General features: G+C 65.7%; 20 protein-coding genes and 1 pseudogene. 7 read left to right on the top strand and 14 right to left on the bottom strand.

What is annotated here, in order from left to right:
* The first annotated feature begins 61 nt into the window (after positions 1-61).
* The gene (locus XH79_RS04805) at positions 62-601 is read left to right on the top strand and encodes an adenine phosphoribosyltransferase (protein WP_036024845.1); all 540 of its coding nucleotides are present in this window, start codon (positions 62-64) and stop codon (positions 599-601) included.
* Positions 602-653: 52 nt separating this feature from the next.
* Here the strand turns inward: XH79_RS04805 and XH79_RS04800 are convergent, their stop codons facing one another.
* The 11 genes and pseudogenes from XH79_RS04800 to XH79_RS04750 form a co-directional block, all read right to left on the bottom strand.
* Positions 654-1322, bottom strand: coding sequence for a hypothetical protein (locus XH79_RS04800; RefSeq protein WP_212347685.1), 669 nt, complete (start codon positions 1320-1322; stop codon positions 654-656).
* Positions 1323-1382: 60 nt separating this feature from the next.
* A complete protein-coding gene (locus XH79_RS04795) occupies positions 1383-2135 on the bottom strand; it encodes a hypothetical protein (RefSeq protein WP_212347688.1) in 753 nt (250 codons plus the stop codon).
* A gap of 209 nt (positions 2136-2344) precedes the next feature.
* Positions 2345-3552, bottom strand: a pseudogene (locus tag XH79_RS04790) (M48 family metallopeptidase).
* A 140-nt stretch (positions 3553-3692) separates the two neighbouring features.
* Positions 3693-4253 carry a LemA family protein gene (locus tag XH79_RS04785; RefSeq protein WP_212347695.1) on the bottom strand — a complete coding sequence of 187 codons (561 nt, stop codon included), beginning with the start codon at positions 4251-4253 and terminating at the stop codon, positions 3693-3695.
* 170 nt (positions 4254-4423) lie between these two features.
* On the bottom strand, positions 4424-4930 hold the full coding sequence (locus tag XH79_RS04780) for a hypothetical protein (RefSeq protein WP_212347698.1): 507 nt from the start codon (positions 4928-4930) through the stop codon (positions 4424-4426).
* Positions 4931-5015: 85 nt separating this feature from the next.
* On the bottom strand, positions 5016-5984 hold the full coding sequence (locus XH79_RS04775; RefSeq protein ID WP_271580886.1) for a small ribosomal subunit Rsm22 family protein: 969 nt from the start codon (positions 5982-5984) through the stop codon (positions 5016-5018).
* A 114-nt stretch (positions 5985-6098) separates the two neighbouring features.
* Complete coding sequence (gene smc, locus XH79_RS04770) at positions 6099-9563, bottom strand: chromosome segregation protein SMC (RefSeq protein ID WP_271580885.1); 3465 nt, start codon at positions 9561-9563, stop codon at positions 6099-6101.
* 218 nt (positions 9564-9781) lie between these two features.
* The gene (locus tag XH79_RS04765; RefSeq protein WP_018648824.1) at positions 9782-10438 is read right to left on the bottom strand and encodes a DsbA family protein; all 657 of its coding nucleotides are present in this window, start codon (positions 10436-10438) and stop codon (positions 9782-9784) included.
* A 140-nt stretch (positions 10439-10578) separates the two neighbouring features.
* Entirely contained in the window at positions 10579-11076 is a 498-nt protein-coding gene (locus XH79_RS04760) for a DUF721 domain-containing protein (protein WP_212347704.1), read from the bottom strand.
* A gap of 12 nt (positions 11077-11088) precedes the next feature.
* The gene (locus XH79_RS04755; protein ID WP_212347707.1) at positions 11089-11412 is read right to left on the bottom strand and encodes a HigA family addiction module antitoxin; all 324 of its coding nucleotides are present in this window, start codon (positions 11410-11412) and stop codon (positions 11089-11091) included.
* Positions 11384-11668, bottom strand: coding sequence for a type II toxin-antitoxin system RelE/ParE family toxin (locus XH79_RS04750; RefSeq protein WP_271580884.1), 285 nt, complete (start codon positions 11666-11668; stop codon positions 11384-11386). The genes XH79_RS04755 and XH79_RS04750 overlap by 29 nt, the downstream gene beginning before the upstream one ends.
* 83 nt (positions 11669-11751) lie before the next feature.
* Here XH79_RS04750 and mutY point away from each other — a divergent pair, with 83 nt between their 5' ends.
* The gene (mutY, locus tag XH79_RS04745) at positions 11752-12849 is read left to right on the top strand and encodes an A/G-specific adenine glycosylase (RefSeq protein WP_271580883.1); all 1098 of its coding nucleotides are present in this window, start codon (positions 11752-11754) and stop codon (positions 12847-12849) included.
* Positions 12850-12855: 6 nt separating this feature from the next.
* Here mutY and XH79_RS04740 read toward each other — a convergent pair whose 3' ends face one another.
* On the bottom strand, positions 12856-14601 hold the full coding sequence (locus tag XH79_RS04740) for a sensor domain-containing diguanylate cyclase (RefSeq protein ID WP_271580882.1): 1746 nt from the start codon (positions 14599-14601) through the stop codon (positions 12856-12858).
* Positions 14602-14838: 237 nt separating this feature from the next.
* Between XH79_RS04740 and XH79_RS04735 the strand changes: the two genes are divergently transcribed.
* A complete protein-coding gene (locus XH79_RS04735; protein ID WP_271580881.1) occupies positions 14839-15261 on the top strand; it encodes a PaaI family thioesterase in 423 nt (140 codons plus the stop codon).
* A 256-nt stretch (positions 15262-15517) separates the two neighbouring features.
* On the opposite strand, the gene XH79_RS04730 is transcribed toward XH79_RS04735, so the two are convergent.
* Positions 15518-16795 carry a flavin-dependent oxidoreductase gene (locus XH79_RS04730; protein WP_271580880.1) on the bottom strand — a complete coding sequence of 426 codons (1278 nt, stop codon included), beginning with the start codon at positions 16793-16795 and terminating at the stop codon, positions 15518-15520.
* 141 nt (positions 16796-16936) lie between these two features.
* Between XH79_RS04730 and XH79_RS04725 the strand changes: the two genes are divergently transcribed.
* Positions 16937-17557, top strand: coding sequence for a glutathione S-transferase family protein (locus tag XH79_RS04725; protein ID WP_271580966.1), 621 nt, complete (start codon positions 16937-16939; stop codon positions 17555-17557).
* 290 nt (positions 17558-17847) lie between these two features.
* Here the strand turns inward: XH79_RS04725 and XH79_RS04720 are convergent, their stop codons facing one another.
* A complete protein-coding gene (locus tag XH79_RS04720; protein WP_271580879.1) occupies positions 17848-18771 on the bottom strand; it encodes a LysR family transcriptional regulator in 924 nt (307 codons plus the stop codon).
* Positions 18772-18862: 91 nt separating this feature from the next.
* On the opposite strand from XH79_RS04720, the gene XH79_RS04715 reads away from it, so the two are divergent.
* From XH79_RS04715 to XH79_RS04705, 3 genes are all read left to right on the top strand, one after another.
* Positions 18863-19306 (top strand): nuclear transport factor 2 family protein, encoded by a 444-nt coding sequence (locus tag XH79_RS04715; RefSeq protein ID WP_212347725.1) that lies wholly within the window; start codon positions 18863-18865, stop codon positions 19304-19306.
* 53 nt (positions 19307-19359) lie between these two features.
* The gene (locus tag XH79_RS04710) at positions 19360-19527 is read left to right on the top strand and encodes a DUF1127 domain-containing protein (protein ID WP_212347998.1); all 168 of its coding nucleotides are present in this window, start codon (positions 19360-19362) and stop codon (positions 19525-19527) included.
* A gap of 331 nt (positions 19528-19858) precedes the next feature.
* On the top strand, positions 19859-21238 hold a 1380-nt coding region (locus XH79_RS04705; RefSeq protein WP_271580878.1), incomplete at its 3' end, for a methyl-accepting chemotaxis protein.

Below are 21238 nucleotides of genomic sequence, written 5' to 3'. Positions count from 1 at the left end.
TCTCGAGATTCCGGGTTCGGCTCTTCGAGCCGCCCCGGAATGACAACGAAACGAGAAACGAATGACCTTTGACCACGACATCAAGGCGAGCGTCCGCACCATCCCCGACTATCCCAAGCCGGGCATCATGTTCCGCGACATCACGACCCTGCTCGCGGACGCGCGCGCCTTCCGCCGCGCTGTGGACGAGCTCGTCAATCCCTGGGCCGGCAACAAGATCGACAAGGTCGCCGGCATGGAGGCGCGCGGCTTCATCATCGGCGGCGCCGTGGCGCACCAGCTCTCCGCCGGCTTCGTGCCGATCCGCAAGAAGGGCAAGCTGCCGCACACCACCGTGCGGATCGCCTATTCGCTCGAATACGGCATCGACGAGATGGAGATGCATGTCGACGCGGTCGCGCCCGGCGAGCGCGTGATCCTGGTCGACGACCTCATCGCCACCGGCGGCACCGCCGAGGGCGCGGTGAAGCTGCTGCGCCAGATCGGCGCCAACGTCGTCGCCGCCTGCTTCATCGTCGACCTGCCCGAGCTCGGCGGCGCCGCCAAGTTGCGCGCGATGGATGTGCCCGTGCGCACGCTGATGTCGTTCGAGGGACATTGACTTCTTGTCGTCCCGGCCTAGTGCGCAATTGCGCATTAGGCCGGGACGACGGTCAGGACCGCTGCAGGATCAGGCTGAGCTCGAGCTCCCGGAAAGCGATGTAATTCCTTCGCGTCCACTGGTGCAGCTCGGTGGAGTGGTCCTTCTCCTGGCGCAGATAGCCGGTGAAGGAGAAGCTCAGCCGGTCGATATAGGTCTTCAGGAAGCCCGGCAGCGCGGGCAGGCGGAACAGCCGGCCGCCTTCCATTGCAGGCGGCAGCTCGCCGCGCACGACATACTCGTTGTCCACCGTGATCAGGTTCATCCGCGGGATCTGCCCGCGCAACATCTCATGGGCGCGGGCCGAGACGCGGTCAGTGTCGGCGACGAACAGGATCTGCGGCGCGACGTGGCGGCGTGCCGCCTCCTTGAGCAGGCCGATCTCCTCGCTCATCTTGAAGAACTCGTCGAAGGCGTGGAAGCCGAGGTCGATCACCTTGGAGAGCCCGTCATCGACGATGACGCGGTCCATCAGCTGCATCTTGCCGTAGGTGTCGATCACGTCGGCGGTCTCGGTGATCTTCGGCAAATAGTCGAGCAGCGACGGCTCCTTCAGATTGACGTCGAAGGCCGCGACGTTGCCGTTCTTGAGCAACAGGAATTCGCTCAAGAGTCGCGCCAGCAGGGTCTTACCGACCTGCGGGCGGGGCGAGCAGATGATGTAGACGGGCGTAGCGGGCATCAACAGCTATATCAGGCCAACTCACCGCCCAATCCAGCCGTATCAGCCCTGCTTGCGCAACTATTTTTCGGTGTTGCGGGTCGCCGGCTTCGAACCGACGATGTCGGTCAGCCGGATGCGGTCGAACTCGCTCCAGACGTTGGCCAGCCAGTGCCGGACATAGCCGCGCAGCACGAACGAATAGTTCGCGGCCTCGTCGCTGATGCCCTTGTTGGCGACGAACTTCAGGAACGGAACGGAGGACACCTCGACCTGCTCATAGGCCATTTCGTTGAGCTTGGGGATGGTCAGCTCGGTCGCGTCCTTGATGCGGTGGAAGTAGGAATTATAGGTCGCCTGGTCCCACTGGAAGAACTGGGTGTCGTTGATGAAGTTCTTCACCAGGAAGTATTTCGCACCGGTCATGAAGCCCGCGGTCTCGGCGATCTCCTCCAGCGAGGCGATCGATGGTCCCAGGATATGGAACACGGCGAAGGTGATCTGGCCGGCCTTGGCGGCGTCGAGGAAACCGATGTCGCGCAGCGAAGCCAGCGCCGGCGAGAGCAGGCCGGCGCGGACGTCGATGACGGTGACCGACGGGCTGACAGCGTTGAGCGTGTCAAAGATCTTCATCTGGTCGGCCGTCGTCGTCATGTCGACGATCTCGGTGATGTCGGGGTGGAAGCGCTTCAGGGTTCCGCGCGGCGACTCCGTGTCGAACGCGCGGGTCGGCACGTTGTTGGCTGAGAAATAATCGAGCAGGGTGCGCGATACCGTGGTCTTGCCGACCCCGCCCTTGTCCGCGCCCACCACAACCACTGCCGGCTTTGCCATTGCTGTCCCCTAACGCGCGCCCCCGATCGCGAGGTCGCAATCGGCCGGGCCCCAAATCGATGTCCGAAAGGACGTCCCAAGTCTGCTGTTGGGCGCGAACATGGCAGAAACAAGGGAGAATTCAATTCCTTGCGCCCAGGTTGCGGCAATTCCCGAGGTTTTTCCCGATCGGTGTCAAACCCGCCACGAACCGCGGCCGATTGCGTCGCTCAGTGGCGGCCCCATGGTCCCATCGGATTGCCTGCCGGGGCGCCTGAGGGGTGTGGTGCGGGAACGGGCGGCGGATTGGCCGGACCGGCTGCATCGCCCCATGGCCCCTGCGACGGCGGCGGCGGGGTATCCTGCGTCTCCGGCCGTTCCGTCTCGCCCTGATCCGTCTCCTCAGTGGGGTCCGGCAGCGGACCGGGGTCACGGCCGCCGGCGAATTTGACGAGGGCATCGACGCGGGACTGCACGGAAGGGTGGGTGGCGAACAGGTCGGCAAAGCCCTCGCGCGGATTGTCGACGCAGAGCTCCATCACCGCCGAGGTCGCGCCGGCAGCTCGCCGCGATTCTCGATCTTGCGCAGTGCCGAGATCATGGCATCCGGATCTTTCGTCAGCTCGACTGAGCCAGCGTCGGCGAGATATTCGCGCGAGCGCGACAATGCGAGCTTCACCACCTGCGACATCAGCCAGGCCACCACGATCAGCACGACCGCGATGATGATGACGATCACCGCGCCGCCGCCCGAGCTCTTGCTGTCGCTGCTCGAGGAGGACGAGCGCGACGACGAGGAGGAGCCCGAGGACCACGAGCCGCCCGAGTTCCAGCTCAAATTCGTGAACAGTCGGAAGAACAATTCGCCGAAGAAGCCGACCACGCCGGCGATGATGACGGCGACCACCATCAGCTGCACGTCGCCGTTCCTGATATGGGTCAGCTCGTGGCCCAGCACCGCCTCGATCTCCTTGTCGTTCAGCGCGTTGAGGAGGCCGGTGGTGACGGTGACCGAATATTGCCGCGGGTTGAGGCCGGTCGCGAACGCGTTCAGCGCCGGGCTCTCCATGATCTTCAGCTTCGGCATGGTGATGCCGCGCGAGATGCAGAGGTTTTCGAGCAGATTGTAGAGCCGCGGCTCCTCCTGCCGGGTGACGTCATGGCCGCCGGTCACCGCGTCGATCATCGACTGATGGAAGAAATAGGCGATCACGACCCAGAGCGCCGTCACGACCGTCGCGACGGGCGCAGCGACGATCAGATCATGGAAGGCATGGCTCAGGTAGAAGGCGACGGTCCGGTTGCTGTCGATGAGAACTTCGGCGACCAGCGCGCCGGCATAGACCAGCACGTAGACCAGCGCGAACAGACCGCCGAGCAGCAGCATCGAACGAAACTTGTTCGAGGCGATGTGCGTGTAGAGACCATACGCGGCCATGACTGCTTCCGTTAGCTTCTGTCATTCCGGGGCACGCCAACGGCGTGAACCCGGAATCCAGAGCTTAGTGTCGCGGTCGAGGTTCCGGGTTCGCGTCTTCGACGCGCTCCGGAACGACGAAGGTGAGGGTCATGCAGCAATCAGAACTTCACCTGAGGCGCCGCCTCGACCTCGGTGCGGCTGGCGCCGAGATCGAAGAAGTCCTTCCTGGTGAAGCCGAACATGCCGGCGAACAGCGCGGCGGGCATCTGCTGGATGCCGGTGTTGTATTCCTGGACCGCGTTGTTGAAGAAACGGCGGCTCGCCGCGATCTTGTTTTCGAGGTCCGACAGCTCGCTCGCGAGTTGCTGGAAATTGGCGTTGGCCTTGAGGTCCGGATAGGCCTCCGACAGCGCGATCAGCCGGCCGAGCGCGCCGGAGAGCTGGGTCTCGGCGGCGGACACCTGCGCCGGGCCCTGCGCCGACATCGCCGAATTGCGCGCCTTGATGACGTCGTCGAGCGTGCCGCGCTCATGCGAGGCATAACCCTTCACGGTCTCGACCAGGTTCGGGACCAGGTCGTGGCGCTGCTTGAGCTGCACGTCGATATCGGCAAAGGCCTGGCCGACGCGCTGACTCAGCGCCACCAGGCGGTTGTAGGCACTGAAGGCCAGGAACACGAGGACGACGATGACGCCGAGAACGATCCAGCCGGTCGACATGGAGAACTCCTGAAGAGGGAAAGAAGTCGGGCGCTAGGGTAGACCAAATTGGCACAGGGCGAGAGCCCCGGCGCGGAGAGGAGGTAAGACTTGGTCGGATCAGGAACCGTCCGAGTTCAAGGCAAAAGCGCGGATCGGGGTTAACTTTCGGCAATGGCGGTGGCTGCCGGTTACGCCACGGTATCGAACCTGGGGATGCCGGTGGCACGCACCAGATGCGATACGGCGAGACTGACATCGCGAAGCGTCCCGTTTGGTAGGGGAATGGAATATTTCCCACCTTGCTTCAGTTCGACATAGGCACCGTAACTGGCTCCGCCGTCGTTGCGGTATTCCATCGTTCCAACTCGGATGCATTCGTCGAGCGGACAATCGAAAACGATCGTGTTCGGGCGGCCAAGCAGGCTTTGCGCAATCGTCAACTTTTGACCGGTGAGATCGAACTCCACTGTCCAGCGTCGCATGACCGTCAGAAGCAGAGAGATCGCGAGCACGACGAGGGCGATGAGAAGCCCAGCCGCGCCTGCAGGCGTCACGACCGTTCCGGTCGCGCCATTTGCGAAAACCAACATTAAGCCGAGGGCAATGACGGTCCCGCCGATGGCTGCGCCCAAACTGGGTTTGGACGAAACGTAGGTGAGCTTTCCGTCCAGGACGGTTGGATGAGGTTCGACCATTGTGCGGTGATCCGACCGAAGTGCGGCCCATGATAGCCGGTAATCGACAAGAGTTGTAGCCGGCACCAGTCTCAATCTTTGATACTTAGTCCGCCGTATCTCCCCAGCGCCAGCGACGGGCGCTCGCGTAGGCGGCCTTGTCGCGGCGCGGGATCTTCGCCAGCACGACCCCGTCCTCGGTGCAGAGCTTGGCCGTGATCTCGGCCTTGCCGACATCCGGCGGCGCCAGCACGCGCGCGGCGCGGGCCTCTGGCGCCGCGCGGGTCAGGGCGACGTAGATGAAGCGCTCGTCCTCGAACGGCACCTCGGCGCCCTTGATCTGGCGATGCGCCTGCGAGCGGGGCAGGCGCTGGGAGAAATGGCACCAGTCGGGCGCGGTGAGCGGGCAGGGCTTTTCGTGCGGGCAGGGGGCGGCGATGTAGGCACCAGCTGCGATCAGCTGCTGGCGCAGCGCGAGGATGCGGGCATAGCCGGCGGGCGTGCCGGGCTCGATCACGACCAGCGCATGGCTGGCTTTCGCCCACATCGCCTCTGTCAGCGCGCGCTGGTCGCCTTCATTGAGTTCGCCGATGATGTAGCTGGCAATCACGAGATCGGCTTGCGAGACCTCGGCGAGGTTGCCGCCGGCATCGCCCGGCAGATAGCGGCACTCCGCGAGGCGCGTGCTGTCGCGCGCCAGCTCGAGCGCGAGCCGGCTCAGGGTGGCGTTGGCGTCGAGCAGCGTAAAATCCTGCAGCGATGGAAAGGCTTCCGCGGCGGCCCAGCTCGCGGTGCCCGGGCCTGCGCCGACGTCGAGCAGCGTTTCAGGCGCAAGGCTTGGTGCGATCTCGGTCAGGGCATTCAGGCTCGCGGCCACGGCCGCGTAGGTCGCCGGCATGCGCGCCAATGCATAGGCGAGAGCATCGGCCTCCGACTTGATCGTGCCGGAGCCGCCGCCGGCGCGGTAGGTGGTCGAGATCTTCTGCGACCGCTGTGCGGCGTCGGTGCGGGAGAAGCCCTGGAGCTTGCCGTCGAGCGCGGCTTTCAATTCGGCGGGGAGGGTGGGGGGGATCATTAACAACCTCGCGTCATTCCGGGGCGCGCGACGCGCGAACCCGGAATCCAGAGATTGTAGCGCGAGATTCCGGGTTCGATGCTGCGCATCGCCCCGGAATGACGGTCAATCTTCTCAAGCCACGTTCTGGTCGAGAATGTCCACCGCCTCGGCCAGGCTCACCGACACCAGCTGCGAGACGCCGCGCTCGGCCATGGTGACGCCGAACAGACGGTTCATCCGCGCCATCGTGATCGGGTTGTGGGTGATGATGATGAAGCGCGTGTCGGTCGAGCCGGTCATCTCGTGCAGCAGGTTGCAGTACCGTTCGACGTTGTGGTCGTCGAGCGGTGCGTCGACTTCGTCCAGCACGCAGATCGGCGAAGGGTTGGTCAAGAACACCGCGAAGATCAGTGCCATCGCGGTCAGCGCCTGCTCGCCGCCCGAGAGCAGCGACAGCGTCTGCGGCTTCTTGCCCGGGGGCTTGGCGATGATCTCGAGACCGGCTTCGAGCGGGTCGTCGCTCTCGATCAGGTGCAGTGCGGCCTCGCCGCCGCCGAACAGCTCGACGAACAGGCGCTTGAAGTGGTTGTTGACGACCTCGAACGAGGTCAGCAGCCGCTCGCGCGCCTCCTTGTTGAGGCTCTGGATGCCCTGGCGGAGCCGCTTGATGGCTTCGACCAGGTCGTCGCGCTCGGTGACCAGACCCGTGTGCTGGGTCTCGACCTCGCGCAGCTCTTCCTCGGCGCGTAGGTTGACTGCGCCGAGGCGCTCGCGGTCGCGGCGCATCTTTTCGAGGTCTTCCTCGATGTCGTGCAGCGGCGGCAGCTCCGCGCCGGGCTCGATCTCGGCGAGGCCGGCAACGGCCTGCGGCTCGACCTCGAGCATGTCGCGGATCTCGCGCTCGATGTCCTCCAGCCGGCGGCGGGCGCCTTCCATGCGCTCCTCGGCGCGGGCGGTGGCCTCGCGCGAGCTGGACAGCGCCTCGAGCGTCAGCTTGGCGACGCGATCGGTTTCGGCCATCGCGGTCTCCGCGGTGGCGAGCGCGTCGGCGGCCATGCGGCGGTCGTTCTCGGCGTATTCGATCTCGGTGATCAGCGCGCTGCGCTTCTCGGCGAACACCTGCGGCGCGTTTTCGAGATCGCTGCGCTCGATCGTGAGTTCGGCGATACGGGCCTGAATGGTGTCGATGTGGGAGGCCGCGCTCTCCTTGCGGTTCGCCCACTCGGTGCGCTCGGCGAGGATCGCCTGCACGCGGCGGTCGGCAAGCTCGGCCTCGCGCGCCAGCGCCTGCGCCTCGGCGCGGACCTGCGCGGCCATGCGGCGATGGGCTTCGATGTCGCTGCGGACGGCGGCGAGACGGGTCTCGGTGTCCTCGCTCGACGGCAGCTCGCTGATGCCGGCCTCGGCGTATTCGTAGGCGGCCTCGGCCTCGGCGCGGTCGGCGGCGAGACGGCTGTGCGCTTCCGACAGCGTCGCCTTGCGCGCGGCGTGGCGGCTGATCTCGCGCTCGGCGGTGGCATGACGCTCGCGCGCGACGTTGAGCTCGCGCTGTGCGGCGCGCCAGGCTTCGCGGCTGGCACCTTCGGTGCTGGCCGCCATCTGCAGCTCGGACTCGGCATTCTCCAGCGCCTGGCGCTTGATCTGCGCGTCGATGCGGGCCTGCTCCAGCTCGTTCTCGATGTCGACGAGACGGGCGCGCTCGGCAAGCCGGCGGGCGGCGCCGGTCGGAGCGTGGGCGGCGGCGACAAAACCGTCCCAGCGCCAGACGTCGCCCTCGGGCGAAACCAGCCGCTGGCCGGTCTTGAGCTGCGAGACAAGCTCGGCGCCGCGCTCGCGCGGCACCACGCCGATCTGCGCCAGACGGCGGGCCAGCTCGGCCGGCGCCTGCACATGGTTGGAGAGCGGAACGGCGCCTTCGGGAAGCTCCGGATCGCCCTCGGTGTGTCCGACATTGGTCCAGCGCATCGGCGCCGACGGATCGATCGGCGCGTCGAGGTCGTCGCCCAGCGCAGCGCCGATCGCTTTTTCAAAACCCTTGTCGACGGTGATGCCGTCGATGATCGGCGGCCACAGATTCTTGGTCTCGCCGTTGACGATCTTGGAGATCGTGCGCGCCTCGGTCTCGAGGCGCTGCACGCGCTTGTCGGCTTCGTTCAGCGGCGAGCGCGAGGATTCCAGCGTCTGGCGTGCGGCGACATGCGCGGCTTCGCTGGCCTGCGCCGCGGCTTCCGAGGCCGCCAGCGTCTGCTCCGCGGTCTCGACCAGAGCGGTCAGCTCGTCGAGATCGCCGAAGCCGCCGGTCGCCTCGGTGAGCTTCTGCTCTTCGGCGGTGACGTTCGCGATCTCCTGGTCGAGCCGGGCGAGCTTGTCGCGATGGGTGCGGACATTGGCTTCGAGCTGGTTGCGCTTGGCGGTGAGGTCTGCGAGCGCGGTGGTGAGCTCGGCGAATTGCTGCTCGGTCTCGGTCAGCACCGCCTCGGCTTCGCCGACACGCTCGTCGACGCCGGAGCGCTTCTCGACGCGCGACTTGATCTCTTCCTTCAGCTCGGCGTCTTCGGTGTCGAGCCGCTGCAGCGCGACGTCGGCGTCCATGGTTTGTTGCTGAGCACGGGAAATGTCGCCTTCGAACTGGGCGAGACGGCGCTCGAGCTCGGCGACGCGCTCCTTGGCGCGCTCTTCCTCGCGGTCGAGCAATTCGCGGGCATTGGTCAGGCGCTGGAGGCCGGCGGCAGCGCGCGCTTCGGCATCGCGCAGCGCCGGCATTTCGGCGGCGCGGATCGCCTGGATGCGGGCGGCTTCGGCCTGGTGCTGGGTGCGCTCGGCCATCTCGCGGACGGCGAGATCATGAGTCTGGCCGGACTCGTTGACGTCGGCATGGGCGCCGATCCAGCGCAGGTGGAACAGCGTGGCTTCGGCCTTGCGGACCTTGGCCGCGACCTCGCGGTAGCGCACGGCCTGGCGAGCCTGTTTCTTCAGGCCTTCCATCTGGCCGGCGAGCTGGCCGATCACGTCCTCGACGCGGGTGAGGTTGGTTTCGGCCGCCTTCAGCCGCAGCTCGGCCTCGTGGCGGCGGGCGTGCAGGCCGGCGACGCCGGCGGCGTCTTCCAGCACGCGGCGGCGCTGCTCGGGCTTGGCCTGGATGATCTCGCCGATCTTGCCCTGGTGGACGAGGGCGGGCGAGCGCGCGCCGGTGGCGGCGTCGGCGAACAGGATCTGCACGTCGCGGGCACGCACGTCGCGGCCGTTGATGCGGTAGACCGAGCCGGCCTCGCGCTCGATGCGGCGGGAGATTTCAAGAAGCTGGCTGTCGTTCATCGCCGCCGGCGCGGTGCGATCGGCATTGTCGATCGTCATCGTCACTTCGGCGTGGTTGCGTGCCGGACGGTTGCCGGAGCCGGCGAAGATCACCGCGTCCATGTCGGCGGCGCGCAGCGACTTGTACGAGGTCTCGCCCATCGCCCAGCGCAGCGCTTCGACGAGATTCGACTTGCCGCAGCCATTGGGTCCAACGACGCCGGTCAGGCCGGGCTCGATGACGAAGTCCGTGGGCTCAACGAAGGACTTGAAGCCGTGAAGTCGCAGGCGGGTGATTTTCATAAGCACGCATCTCTGTTGGCAGGCGCGAATCCCCCTGCCGGGACACTACCATGGAAGGCAATGTCGCTATCCGGGGCGAGTCGCGCGAGGCGCCTCATGCGGCTGGACAATGGCCGCGGTGCGCCGCGAGGGCAACCGGCGAAAGCTGCTTTTCCCAAGGGATTTATGCCGGGAAAGATACGGCTTTCGAGATGCGAATCAGGATCTTGACGAGCGAATCAGCTCTTCAGCAGCGGGTTGATCTTCTTGGCGAACTCCTCGAACGAGGCCTCGCCCTTGATCTTCTCGCCGTTGATGAAGAAGGTCGGCGTCGAATCCACCTTGAGCACGTCGCTGGCGTATTTCTGGTCGGCGGCGATCTTGTCGAGCAGCGCCTGGTCCTTCAGGCAGGCTTCGACCTGCTGCTGGGTGAGGCCGGCCTGCTTGCCGATCCGCGTCAGGGTCTCGGTGGTGTTCTTCAACACCCAGTCGCTCTGCTGGCGGAACAGCATGTCGGTGACGGCGAAGTATTTCGGCGCATCGTCCTTGGCGATGCAGCGCGACAGCATCGAGCCGGCTGCCGCTTTGATGTCGAGCGGGAACTCGCGGAAGATGTAACGCACCTTGCCGGTGTCGATGTATTCCGACTTGATCTTGGGGAACACCTGCTCGTTGAAGGCGGCGCAGTGCGGGCAGGTCATCGAGGCATATTCGGTGATGGTGACCGCTGCGTCCTTCGGGCCCAGCGCCATGTCGGGCAGCGACACGGGCTTCGCCACATCGGCGGCAGACTGCGCCATGGCTTCCGAGATGAACCGCAGCGGCGAGAGCCCGGCGACCGCGGCAAGCCCGGTCAGCGACAGCATCGTGGTGAAGGCGCGGCGGGTGATGATCAAGGTCGGCTCCCGAATTGGCAAGATGTCGCCCAAGGGATCGGGTCAAGGTTCCCGCCCGGGCGGCCTGTCGCTAGCTTGAAACGTCGCCTGAGGCAATGGCGGGCCGCAAGCACGGGTCCAGATTGCCCGCGAAATGAGGCTCAATTTCGCTTGATGGCGGCCCCGAGCCGCGCCAGCGCGGTCTTCAATTGTTCATCTTCGATGTCGGTCAGGCTCTCCGCCACCTTGGCGACCGCCTTGGGGTCCGGTGGGCTGGGCCGCTTCCGGGCCCTTGGCCGCGACAGGGGGGCCTGGCGGAAGGCCAGCTTGCCGACGGCGCTCCAGCCGAAGAAGCGGTTGACCCGTTCCAGGATCACGTCCGCGGAATGCTGGATCTCCAGCGCCATCGGCCCCTCGACCCGCAGCACCAGCGTCGCCGGCTCCTGCGGCTGGCCCTCGACCGGCCGTGGCCATTGCATCTTGAGCGGCTCGGCATGGGCCGCGATCTCGGGCCCCGCAATCTGCGCCCACCGCGTCACCAGCTCGCGCGCGGCAAAGCCCTGCTTGGCATAGGCCTCGGCAAAGACGTCGTTGAGCAGGATCCCGAGCGGTTTTGCGCTGATGGGACCGGGCTTGAAGATGGGACCGGATTTGGACATGGGCCGTGTCCGCTAGGCCGCCGCGCGAGGCCGGATGGCCTTGAGGTCGCGATCAATCTCCCGCCGTCGCTGCATCAGATCGTAGTCCATCTGGAGCCCCAGGAAAAAGCCCTCCGACAGACCAAAATAGCGGGCGAGCCGCAGGTCGGTATCGGCGGTGATGTCGCGTTTGCCCAGGACGATCTCGTTGATCCGTCGCGGCGGCACACGCACGGCCCGCGCCAGCGCGTTCTGGCTGAGCTCCATCGGCTTCAAGAACTCCTCCAGCAGGATCTCGCCGGGATGGGGATTGCGGAGGAGCCCGTTCCTAGTCGTGGTAGTCGACGATTTCGACATCTCTCGGTCCTCCGTCATCCCAAACAAAACAGATGCGCCACTGATCGTTGATCCGGATCGAGTGCTGACCTTCTCGGTCGGCCTTGAGGGCCTCCAGCCGGTTGCCAGGAGGAACCCTAAGGTCAGCCAACACTCGCGCCTGGTTCAACAAGCGCAGTTTTCGCAAAGCCACATTCTGAATGTCGGGCGGCAGTTTTCGGCTTCGCCGCCCGGACCAGATCAACTCTGTCTCGGAGTTGGCGAAACTCTGGATCATGCTTGTGTATAACGCAAGACGTTATAGTGCGCAACGGTTCGGTCCCGCTGGCCACGCGCGAAATCCTCCTCTAGTAAAAGCGCATGCCCTCCACGACTGCGCGCAAGAAGGAACAGAGCACGGCGGCAGGCACGTCGCCGGCTCGTCCGACATTGCTGCTTGCCTGGTACGACCGCCACCGCCGCCGCCTGCCTTGGCGCGCCGCGCCCGGCGAGGTGTCGGATCCCTATCGCGTCTGGCTCTCCGAGATCATGCTTCAGCAGACCACGGTGAAGGCGGTCGGGCCGTATTTCGAAAAATTCGTCGCGCGCTGGCCTGACGTCACGGCGCTGGGGCGGGCTTCGCAGGACGACGTGCTGCGGATGTGGGCCGGGCTCGGCTATTATTCGCGTGCGCGCAATCTCTATGCCTGCGCGGTGGCGGTGACGCGCGAGCATGGCGGCGTCTTTCCGGACACGGAGGAGGGCCTGCGCGCGCTGCCGGGCATTGGGCCGTACACGGCGGCGGCGATCGCCGCGATTGCTTTCGACCGCCACACCATGCCTGTTGACGGCAATATCGAGCGGGTGGTGTCGCGGCTCTTTGCCGTTGAAGAGGAACTGCCGCAGGCAAAGCCCTTGATCCAGCAACTGGCTACGACCCTGCTCGCCAACTCGCGCGCCGGCGACAGTGCGCAGGCGTTGATGGATCTCGGCGCCTCGATCTGCACGCCGAAGAAGCCGGCCTGCTCGCTGTGCCCGCTGAACGAGGACTGCACGGCGCGCGCGCAGGGCACCCAGGAGACCTTTCCGCGCAAGGCGCCGAAGAAGAGCGGAACGCTGCGGCGCGGCGCCGCTTTCGTGGTGACGCGCGGCGCCGAGCTGCTGGTCCGCTCGCGGCCGGAAAAGGGCCTGCTCGGCGGCATGACCGAGGTGCCGGGCTCCGACTGGCTCGCGGGACAAGAGGATGCGACGGCCAGGCAGCAGGCGCCTGATATGAAGGGGCTGTCGCGCTGGCAGCGCAAGGTGGGCGTCGTCACCCACGTCTTCACGCATTTTCCGCTGGAGCTGGTGGTCTACACGGCGAAGGCCGAAGCCCGCACACGCGCGCCCACAGGCATGCGCTGGGTGCCGATCGCGACCCTCGCGGACGAAGCGCTGCCCAACGTCATGCGCAAGGTGATCGCGCACGCGCTCGGCTGAAACGCCTCAGGCGGCGCGCGCGGCGCGCTCGTCTTCGGCCGGCATCAGGAAGGTGCGATTGCGCCCTGTCTTCTTCGCGACATAGAGGCCCTGGTCGGCGCGCTCGATGATGTCCTGCACGTCGCGGTCGTGCTCGTCGAACAGCGCAAGCCCGACCGAGACGGTGAGGGGAATGACGGTGTCGCCATGACGTATTGTGGCGCTCTCGATCGACGTCCTGATGCGCTCGGCGAGCAGCACGGCGGTCTCCTGGTCGATCTCGCGCAGCAGCACCACGAACTCCTCGCCGCCGAAGCGGGCGGCCTTGTCGGTGGTCCGGATCGACTGGCTGACGATCTCGGCAACGCGCTTGATGGCGTCGTCTCCGGCGGCGTGGCCGTGAGCGTCGTTGATCTTCTTGAAATGATCGATGTCGATCATCAGCGTCGCCATGTTGCGCCTGTAGCGGCGGCAGAACGCGACGGCGTCGTCGGCGACGGCGAGGAAGGAGCGGCGGTTCATCAGGCCGGTCATGAAATCGGTGTCGGCGAGCTGGCGCAGCTTCAGCATGTCCTCCTGGAGCTGCATCGCGTTCTCGCTCGCGCGCAGCTCGGCTTCCTTGGTGCGCTCCTCGGCGAGGCCGATGCGGCGCAAGAGCGAGCGCAGCGCGCGCGAGAGCTGGACGACCTCGGCCGAGCCGCTCTGCCGCGCCAGCATGGTCGGGCCATGGGCGCGTCCGATGCGATCGGCTTCCTGCGTGATGGCGAGGATCGGGGCGGCGATCCGGCGAGAGACCAGTACGGCCAGCGACAGCGCGATCAGCGCAGTCACGGCGCCGATAGCCAGAATCGTCTGCGCCGACGAGATCGCTGCCGCGAGCGCGACGCTCGCCGGCTGGCTCGCGGTGACGATCCAGTTCAGCCCCTGATAGTCGCGGAAGCCGCGACCGACATGGAACGCGGTCAGCATCTGCCGTCCGTCCCTGGTCTCGTGGAAGGTGCCGTCGCCCGCCTTCAGGATGCCGGCGAGGTCGTCGCCGTCATAGCGGATGGTTTCCTTCTGTGGCCCCACCAAGACCATTCCGCCCTTGCTGATGATCGAGAGCGTTGCATCGGCATTGCCGTCATTGGCTTCGACGTCCTTGATCAGGCTGGTCGCCCAATTCCAGTCCAGATGTCCGCCGAGCACGCCGAGCAGCTTGCCGCCGGCATCACGCACGGGAACGGCGATGTCGACGAAGCGATAGGGTTCGTTGTTGGCGCGTTGCGTCAGCAGCGAGGCGAGCAGGAGGGCCTCGTGCACGTCGCCGACGGCGACTCGCTCGAGGCCTTGCTTGAACCATGGGCGTGCAGCCACGGACTTGCCTTCCAGCAGGCCGCCGGTTGCCGCGACGACGTTCCCGTTTATGTCGGCGAAACCAATCCAGGCGAAATCGAAGGAATGCTGAAGTGCCTCGAGCGAGCTGCGCAACGCGGCCGGGTCGCCCTGCCATAGCTGCTCCATCGGTTGCAGCTCTGCGAACAGCTTCATTTCCTGCCGCCGCGTCGCCATGACGCGATCGAGCCGGCCCGACACCATGGCCGCGGTCCCGGCCAGATTGTTCTCGATGAGTGTTGCGGTGTTTCTGTAGCTGACGAGGGCCGCACCGGCGGCGAGCGTGCCCACCAACACGATGGACATGGCAGCGACGGCCGCGGCGATCTGCGTCCGTACGGCCAGTCGATCTTCGATCGCGTGCAGGCGGTCTGCTGCCTGTTGCAGGAAGGTCCGCATGGAGAGGCTCCGGTTGTGCCGTCGCTTGTCCCATGAGGTAACTTCCAACCGCTTACCGGCAGATTTCCCAATTGGATCGTATTGAATCGGTCGTGAAGCCGTTTGGTTGAAGCGAACCTAATTCCCTTCGGATCCCCCAGGTTCCATAATCCCGCGGATTGCGTGCTCCGGGCTCCCCCTGCTGACACCAGGCTGTCAGCAGGCTTCCGCTATCGGTGACGGCAATGGAGGTCCCCCATGGTCAAGACCGCGCTCGACGAGTTTCCAAGGCCGCCTTGCGCCGAGCTGCTCGGCTGGCGCCTGCTCGATGCCCGCCCGGAGGAGGGCTGGATCAGGCTCGGCTTCGACGGCAAGCCCGAATTCTGCAATCCGGCGGGCTTCATCCAGGGCGGCATGCTTTCGGCCATGCTCGACGACACCATGGGTCCCGCCGTGCTGGTGATGAGCGAGGGGCGGCTCTACACCACCACCATCAGCATGACCGTAAATTTCCTGGCGCCCGCCAAGCCCGGGCCGATCATCGGCGAGGCCAGGGTGACGCAGCTCGGCAGGACGATCGCCTTCGTCGAGGCCAAGCTGATGGCGGCGGACGGCACCGTGCTGGCGACGGCAAGCGCGAGTGAGCGGCTGCTGGAGGCGGCGAGGGTGGTGGGTAAATAGTCTGGCGCTTTCTTCCTTCTCCCCCTGTCTGTGGGAGAAGGTGGCATGGGCGGCCTTCGGCCGCCGTTCTTAAAAACGCCGAAGCGAAGCTTCGGCTATGGCGCCGGATGAGGGGTATCTCTCCGCGGATTCAAACTGCGAGTTGGATTCGCGGAGAGACACCCCTCACCCAAGTGAACTCGCATCTCCCAGCGTCGCTGCCCTCTCCCACAAGGGCGAGGGCACATTCATGCGCATCTCGCTTCGAGCGAGCACGTCACGCCCTCGCGCGCGCGTCCTTGCTCACGATCGGCGGCTTCGCGTTCAACGCCTCGACCTGGAATCCCGCGACACGCTTGTAGTTCGCAGCGATGTCCTCCAGCTCTTGCTGCGACAGCACGTCGGTGACGACTTTGTAGCCGTCGGGCGCGCGCTCCTCGACGAGCTGCATGACCTGCTCGGGCCCGTTCTTGCGGTTGAGCAGCACGAGGTCGGTGGTCGCGGGCCGGCGCTCGGCTTCATAGGCCAGCAGCGCCGCCTGCGTCGGGCCGTGCGCCAGGATCTCGCGGGTGATGACGCGGGCATCGAGGATCGCCTGCGAGGCGCCGTTCGAGCCTATCGGGTACATCGGATGGGCGGCGTCGCCCATCAGCGTGACCTTGCCAAACGTCCATTGCGACACCGGATCGCGGTCGACCAGCGGATATTCATAGGCGTGCGGGCAGTTCCTGATCAGGCCGGGCACGTCGAGCCAGTCGAACGTCCAGCTCTCGAACCAGGGCAGGAACTCTTCCAGCCGCGCGGTGCGGTTATAGTCCTCGCGCCGCCACTGATAGGTCGGCGGCATGTGGCGCTCGGCGACCCAGTTGATCAGATGGTTGCCTGCCGCATCCGGCTCCTTCGAGATCGGGTAGCAGACGAATTTCAGGATCTCGTGTCCGGCCATGATCATGGTGCGGCCGCTGAGGAAGGCATTTGCTGGCGTCACGCCGCGCCAGAGGATGCGGCCGTTCCAGATCGGCGGGCCCTCGTTCGGATAGAGCTTCTCTCGCGCGGCGGAATGGATGCCGTCGGCGGCGATCAGGATCGCGCCTTCGTAAGTGCCGGCCGCCTTGCCGGTCGCCTTGTCGACGAAGTCGGCGCGCACGCCATTCGCCGTCGCGGTCCATCCGGTCAGATGATGGCTGGTGAGGATATTCTCGCGGCCGAGCCGCTCGACCGCGGTGTCGAGCAGGAGCTGCTGCAGCGTGCCGCGATGGATCGAGAATTGCGGCCATTTGTAGCCGGCTTCCAGCCCGCGCGGCTCGCTCCAGATCGGCTTGCCGTGCTTGGAGAAATAGGCGAGCTCGCGCGTGCGCACGCCGCTGGCATCGAGCTTGTCCATCAGCCCGAGCTCGATCAGCTCGCGCACCGCATGCGGCAGCACGTTGATGCCGACGCCGAGCGGCTTCAGCTCCGCGACGCTCTCGAACACTTTTGCGGGAACGCCGATCTGGTGCAGGCTCAGCGCGAGCGTCAGTCCGCCGATGCCGCCGCCGGCGATGAGTACCGTCATGACAAAACCCCTCCGATTGCGGGCGTCTTGGCACAGGCGGGCGGATGTGGGCAACTGCGAAGAGCAAAGCACGTCGAACAGCGTGCTATGGACCTCGCGCCCGACAGCCGTTAATTTCGAGCTTTCCCCATGAGGTCAGACATGCTCAAGCTCTACTACGCAACCGGCACCTGCGCGCTCGCCACCTACATGACCCTGGAGGAGGCCGGCGCCGACTACACGGCCGAACGGCTGAGCTTCAAGGACAACCAGCAGAACAGCCCGGACTATCTCGCCATCAACCCGAAGGGCCGGGTGCCGGCGCTGGTGACCGACCGCGGCGTCCTGACCGAAACGCCGGCGATGCTGGCTTACATCGCGCAAACCTTCCCCAAGGCGAAGCTCGCGCCGCTGGACGATCCCTTCGATTTCGCCCAGGTGCAGTCGTTCAACTCCTATCTCTGCTCGACCGTGCACATCAACCACGCCCACAAGATGCGCGGCGCGCGCTGGGCGACGGAGGAGAGCTCGTTTGCCGACATGAAGGCGATGGTGCCGAAGACCATGGCCGCCTGCTTCAAGCTCATCGAGCAGAAGATGTTCAAAGGGCCGTGGGTGATGGGCGATCAGTTCACGATCTGCGATCCCTACCTCCACACGCTCTCGCACTGGCTCGAAGGCGACAGCGTCGACATCAATGCCACGCCCAAGATCGCCGATCATTTCAAGCGCATGTCGGATCGCCCGGCCGTGGCAAAGGTGATGGCCGCGCAGAAGGCGTGAGGCTCTCGTAGGGTGGGTTAGCCTGCGGGCTGCGCGAAGCGCAGTCCGCCGGCGTAACCCACCTCTGTTTGTCTCCGCAGATGCAGAAGTTGGTGGATTACGCCTTCGGCTAATCCACCCTACGAAGCCCCCCGCTTCTCCAGCTCCCGTCCCGTCTCCAGCATCAGGTCTCGTAGGGTGGGCAAAGGCGCGAAGCGCCGTGCCCACGATCTTTTTCCGGCGGCGACGGATGGTGGGCACGCTTCCGCCTTCGCTCTTCGAGCTTCGGCGGACAAGTCGCTTTGCCCACCCTACGAGAGTTTGCGCCTGGCTTGCTCCAACTCCCGCCCCGTCGCCAGCATCAGCCGCCGCAGCCAGATCGAGCCCGGGTCCATCTGGGCCCGGGTCGGATGGAACATGAACTGCTCGTCGATCCCTGGGTCGAGCGGCGGCGTCACCGTGACGAGGCCGAGCTGCTTCGACAGCGCCGCGATTAGCCGGCGCGGCACGAAGGCGACGAGGTCGGTTCGCGCAGCGACGTGCAGCGCTTCGAGATAGCCCGACACGACCAGCGAGATGTGCCGCTCGATGCCTTTGGCGCGCAGCCATGTGTCGATCAGATCCTCGCTGTTGCCGCGGATGATGACGCCGACATGGCGTGCGGCGAGGAACGTCTCGCGCCGCTTCAGCTTCGCTCCGGCAGGATGGCCGCGCCGCACCGCCAGCGCGTCGCTGTCGGTGTAGAGCAGCTGGCGATGAAAGCCTTTGAAGGCATTGCCGATCGAGATCACGAGGTCGATGGTGCGGGCGAACTCGGCATGGAAGATCGCAGGTCCCCGCCACGGCACCACGTCGATGCGGACGTTGGGCGCAAGGCGCGTGACCTTCTCCATCAGAGGCGGCATCAGCAGCTCGACCGCGAGGTCCGGCATCATCAGACGGAACTGCCGCTCGCTGCGCGCGGCATCGAATTCATCAGGCACGAACAGGCCGCGGACCTGATCGAGCGCCTGCGCCAGCGGTGCGCGCAGGGCCTGGGCCCGCGGCGTCAGCTCCATGCGCGCGCCGGTGCGCACCAGCAGCGGATCGCCGAAGATGTCGCGCAAGCGCTGCAACGCGTGGCTCGTCGCCGGCTGCGACAGGCCGATCCTCATCGCCGCGCGGCTGACATTGGCCTCGCGCAGCAGCGCGTCGAGCGCGGTCAACAGGTTGAGGTCGAGAGAATTCAAATTCATAAGGCGAATAGATATCATATTCTCTATCGATTTGAAGAATGCTGATCGACCGACGATGATCTCCGCGTTGCCACCACACGGAGATGCCGCCATGAGCGCGAGCGCCAACAAGAAACTGATGCAGGATATTTTCGCCGCCGCCGCCAATCCCGATCCGGCTGCGCGCGACCGCGCACTCTTCACCGCAAGCCTTGCCGACGATGCCAGATGGGTCGTCACCGGCCAGTATTCCTGGTCGCGGACCTTCACCGGCAAGGAGGCGATCCTCAACGATCTGCACGGCTATGTCCGCACCCGCCTGCGCGAGAGGACGCGCACCGTGGCCCACCGCTTCATTGCCGATGACGACATCGTCGTGGTGGAAGCCAAGGGCGACAACGTCACGCCCGACGGCGTGCGCTACGACAACGACTATTGCCTGGTGTTCCGCCTCGAGGACGGCAAGATCAAGGAGATCCGCGAGTATTGCGACTCGATCCTGACCGAGAGGGCGCTGGGCCCGTTTCCGCAAGCACCCGTGAGGGCCGCGAGCTGACCGGATTGGACGATATCACGTCCGCCGGCCGCCCCTGTCCATCGCGCCCCGCGATGCTCGTGCGGGCCTGGCGGACGCTGGTGGATCTCATGCGTATCAGGCGGGAGCGGTCCCGGGCCCGACGCCAGCTCGCTGCCATGACTGAACGGGAACTTCAGGATTGCGGAATGACCCGGTCGGAGATCGCCTACGAGCTGAAGAAGCCCATTCGGCGGAAGTAGAAGCCCGGAGCAGGCGGGGCGCCATGTGGTCGGGCGCCCTCGGCAAATTGACGCAGGCGGTGCGCCTGACAGACGTTGATCGTCGAAATGCTTGCGGCGTGCTGGCCGCAGGCCAAATCCCTGCGCAACTGGCTATAAAATCAGCAGAAGTTGTGCGCGTCGCCAAGAGTCTGCGCGAAAAATTGGAAGGTTCAATTAACGAGTGTCCCCCATTGTATCGCGGTGCAGCGTGGGTCGTCGCGAAACGACGCGCGGCTGCCGGGGTGGCCGGGGTGACGATCGCCGGACGTTCGGCCGCTCGAAGTCACATGCATCTGGGTGGACAGTGGGAATGCCGAAATTTCGTTTGCGGATCAGGGGACGCCTGTACGCAGGCTTCATGGCCCTGGTGGCGGTTGGTGTCGTGATGGCGGTGGTTGCCGTCTGGAATTTGCGGGCCGTGCAGGATCAGGTCGCAAAGCAATCGGCGCTCTCGGACAGCACCGCGCGGGTGCTGGAGATATCGACCCACCTTCAGGCGATCCAGCGGGCCAATCTGCGCTACATCTACGACGCCAGCGAGCCTGCGATGAAGGAGGCTTCGGAACGGGAAACCGCGGCGACCGAGCTGTTGAAGGTCGGCGCGAACGGGACGGCCTCGGAAGAGCGACGAAAACTCTACAACGACCTGATCGCCGACATCGCCAAGATGAAGGCCTTGCGTGACAATCTCGGGGACGCCGTCAACGAGGCGCGAACCGGCAAGGCGACGCTGCTGCCGAGCGGCGATGAGCTGACCGTCAAGGTGGGCAAGCTGGTCGATGTGGCCCGCGCGGCCGTCGATGAGGACACCGCGGCCCTCGTCGCGGACCTCGAATCCCGGCTTCTGCAGGTTCAGATCGCCAACTGGCGTTTCCTGGCGCTGCGCGACACCAAGGGCCCCGCCAATTTCAGGACCAATGTGGACAGGGCGATGCAGCGCCTTTCGGCGCTCGAAAAGAGCCCGCAGGCGACGGAGCTGGGCGCCACGCTCGCGCCGGTGAAGACCTCGCTCGGCATCTACAAATCCGCGTTCGAGACGACCTCCGCTGCGATGCTCCAGGCCGACGAGATCTACCACAAGAACCTCGCCCCGCTCATCGTCGAGAGCATCGGCAAGCTCAAGGTCGCGGAAACCACGCTGAAGAAGGACTACAAGGAGTCGCGCTCCGCCGCCGAAGCCGTGATCGAGGGCACGACGTCCGTGCAGGCGATCGCGGGCGGCCTCGCGGTCCTGTTCGGACTGATCGTCGCCTTCCTGATCGCCCGCAGCATCGTCGGTCCATTGACCTCGATGACGCGCGCGATGGGGCTGCTTGCCGGCGGCAATCTCGCGGTCGAGATTCCCGGCCGTGGCAATCGCGACGAGATCGGCGACATGGCCAAGGCGATCGCGGTGTTCAAGGACAATATGGTCGAGACCGAGCGCCTGCGTCACGAGCAGGTGGAGGTCGAGGCGCGGCAGGCCGAGAGCCGCAAGGCTGACATGGTCAGGCTCGCAGACCAGTTCGAGCAGGCCGTGGGCGAGATCGTGAATACCGTGTCGTCGGCCTCGAACGAGCTCGAAGCCTCTGCCGGGACGCTGACGGCGACCGCCTCGCGCGCCCAGGATATCTCCACCGAGGTGGCGTCCGCCTCCCAGGAAGCTTCGGCCAATGTTCAGGCAGTTGCCTCCGCGACCGAAGAGCTCTCC

This window comes from Bradyrhizobium sp. CCBAU 45389 (assembly GCF_028128625.1).
Taxonomy (GTDB): Bacteria; Pseudomonadota; Alphaproteobacteria; order Rhizobiales; family Xanthobacteraceae; genus Bradyrhizobium; species Bradyrhizobium liaoningense_B.
Note: the sequence above shows the minus strand (reverse complement) of the source record. Positions and strands in the feature narration are given on the sequence as shown.

Coding starts and splice junctions, on each gene's coding strand:
- XH79_RS04805 (WP_036024845.1), top strand. CDS start 62: ATGACCTTTGACCACGACATCAAGGCGAGCGTCCGCACCATCCCCGAC.
- XH79_RS04800 (WP_212347685.1), bottom strand. CDS start 1,322: ATGCCCGCTACGCCCGTCTACATCATCTGCTCGCCCCGCCCGCAGGTC.
- XH79_RS04795 (WP_212347688.1), bottom strand. CDS start 2,135: ATGGCAAAGCCGGCAGTGGTTGTGGTGGGCGCGGACAAGGGCGGGGTC.
- XH79_RS04785 (WP_212347695.1), bottom strand. CDS start 4,253: ATGTCGACCGGCTGGATCGTTCTCGGCGTCATCGTCGTCCTCGTGTTC.
- XH79_RS04780 (WP_212347698.1), bottom strand. CDS start 4,930: ATGGTCGAACCTCATCCAACCGTCCTGGACGGAAAGCTCACCTACGTT.
- XH79_RS04775 (WP_271580886.1), bottom strand. CDS start 5,984: ATGATCCCCCCCACCCTCCCCGCCGAATTGAAAGCCGCGCTCGACGGC.
- smc (WP_271580885.1), bottom strand. CDS start 9,563: ATGAAAATCACCCGCCTGCGACTTCACGGCTTCAAGTCCTTCGTTGAG.
- XH79_RS04760 (WP_212347704.1), bottom strand. CDS start 11,076: ATGTCCAAATCCGGTCCCATCTTCAAGCCCGGTCCCATCAGCGCAAAA.
- XH79_RS04755 (WP_212347707.1), bottom strand. CDS start 11,412: ATGTCGAAATCGTCGACTACCACGACTAGGAACGGGCTCCTCCGCAAT.
- XH79_RS04750 (WP_271580884.1), bottom strand. CDS start 11,668: ATGATCCAGAGTTTCGCCAACTCCGAGACAGAGTTGATCTGGTCCGGG.
- mutY (WP_271580883.1), top strand. CDS start 11,752: ATGCCCTCCACGACTGCGCGCAAGAAGGAACAGAGCACGGCGGCAGGC.
- XH79_RS04740 (WP_271580882.1), bottom strand. CDS start 14,601: ATGCGGACCTTCCTGCAACAGGCAGCAGACCGCCTGCACGCGATCGAA.
- XH79_RS04735 (WP_271580881.1), top strand. CDS start 14,839: ATGGTCAAGACCGCGCTCGACGAGTTTCCAAGGCCGCCTTGCGCCGAG.
- XH79_RS04730 (WP_271580880.1), bottom strand. CDS start 16,795: ATGACGGTACTCATCGCCGGCGGCGGCATCGGCGGACTGACGCTCGCG.
- XH79_RS04725 (WP_271580966.1), top strand. CDS start 16,937: ATGCTCAAGCTCTACTACGCAACCGGCACCTGCGCGCTCGCCACCTAC.
- XH79_RS04720 (WP_271580879.1), bottom strand. CDS start 18,771: ATGAATTTGAATTCTCTCGACCTCAACCTGTTGACCGCGCTCGACGCG.
- XH79_RS04715 (WP_212347725.1), top strand. CDS start 18,863: ATGAGCGCGAGCGCCAACAAGAAACTGATGCAGGATATTTTCGCCGCC.
- XH79_RS04710 (WP_212347998.1), top strand. CDS start 19,360: ATGCTCGTGCGGGCCTGGCGGACGCTGGTGGATCTCATGCGTATCAGG.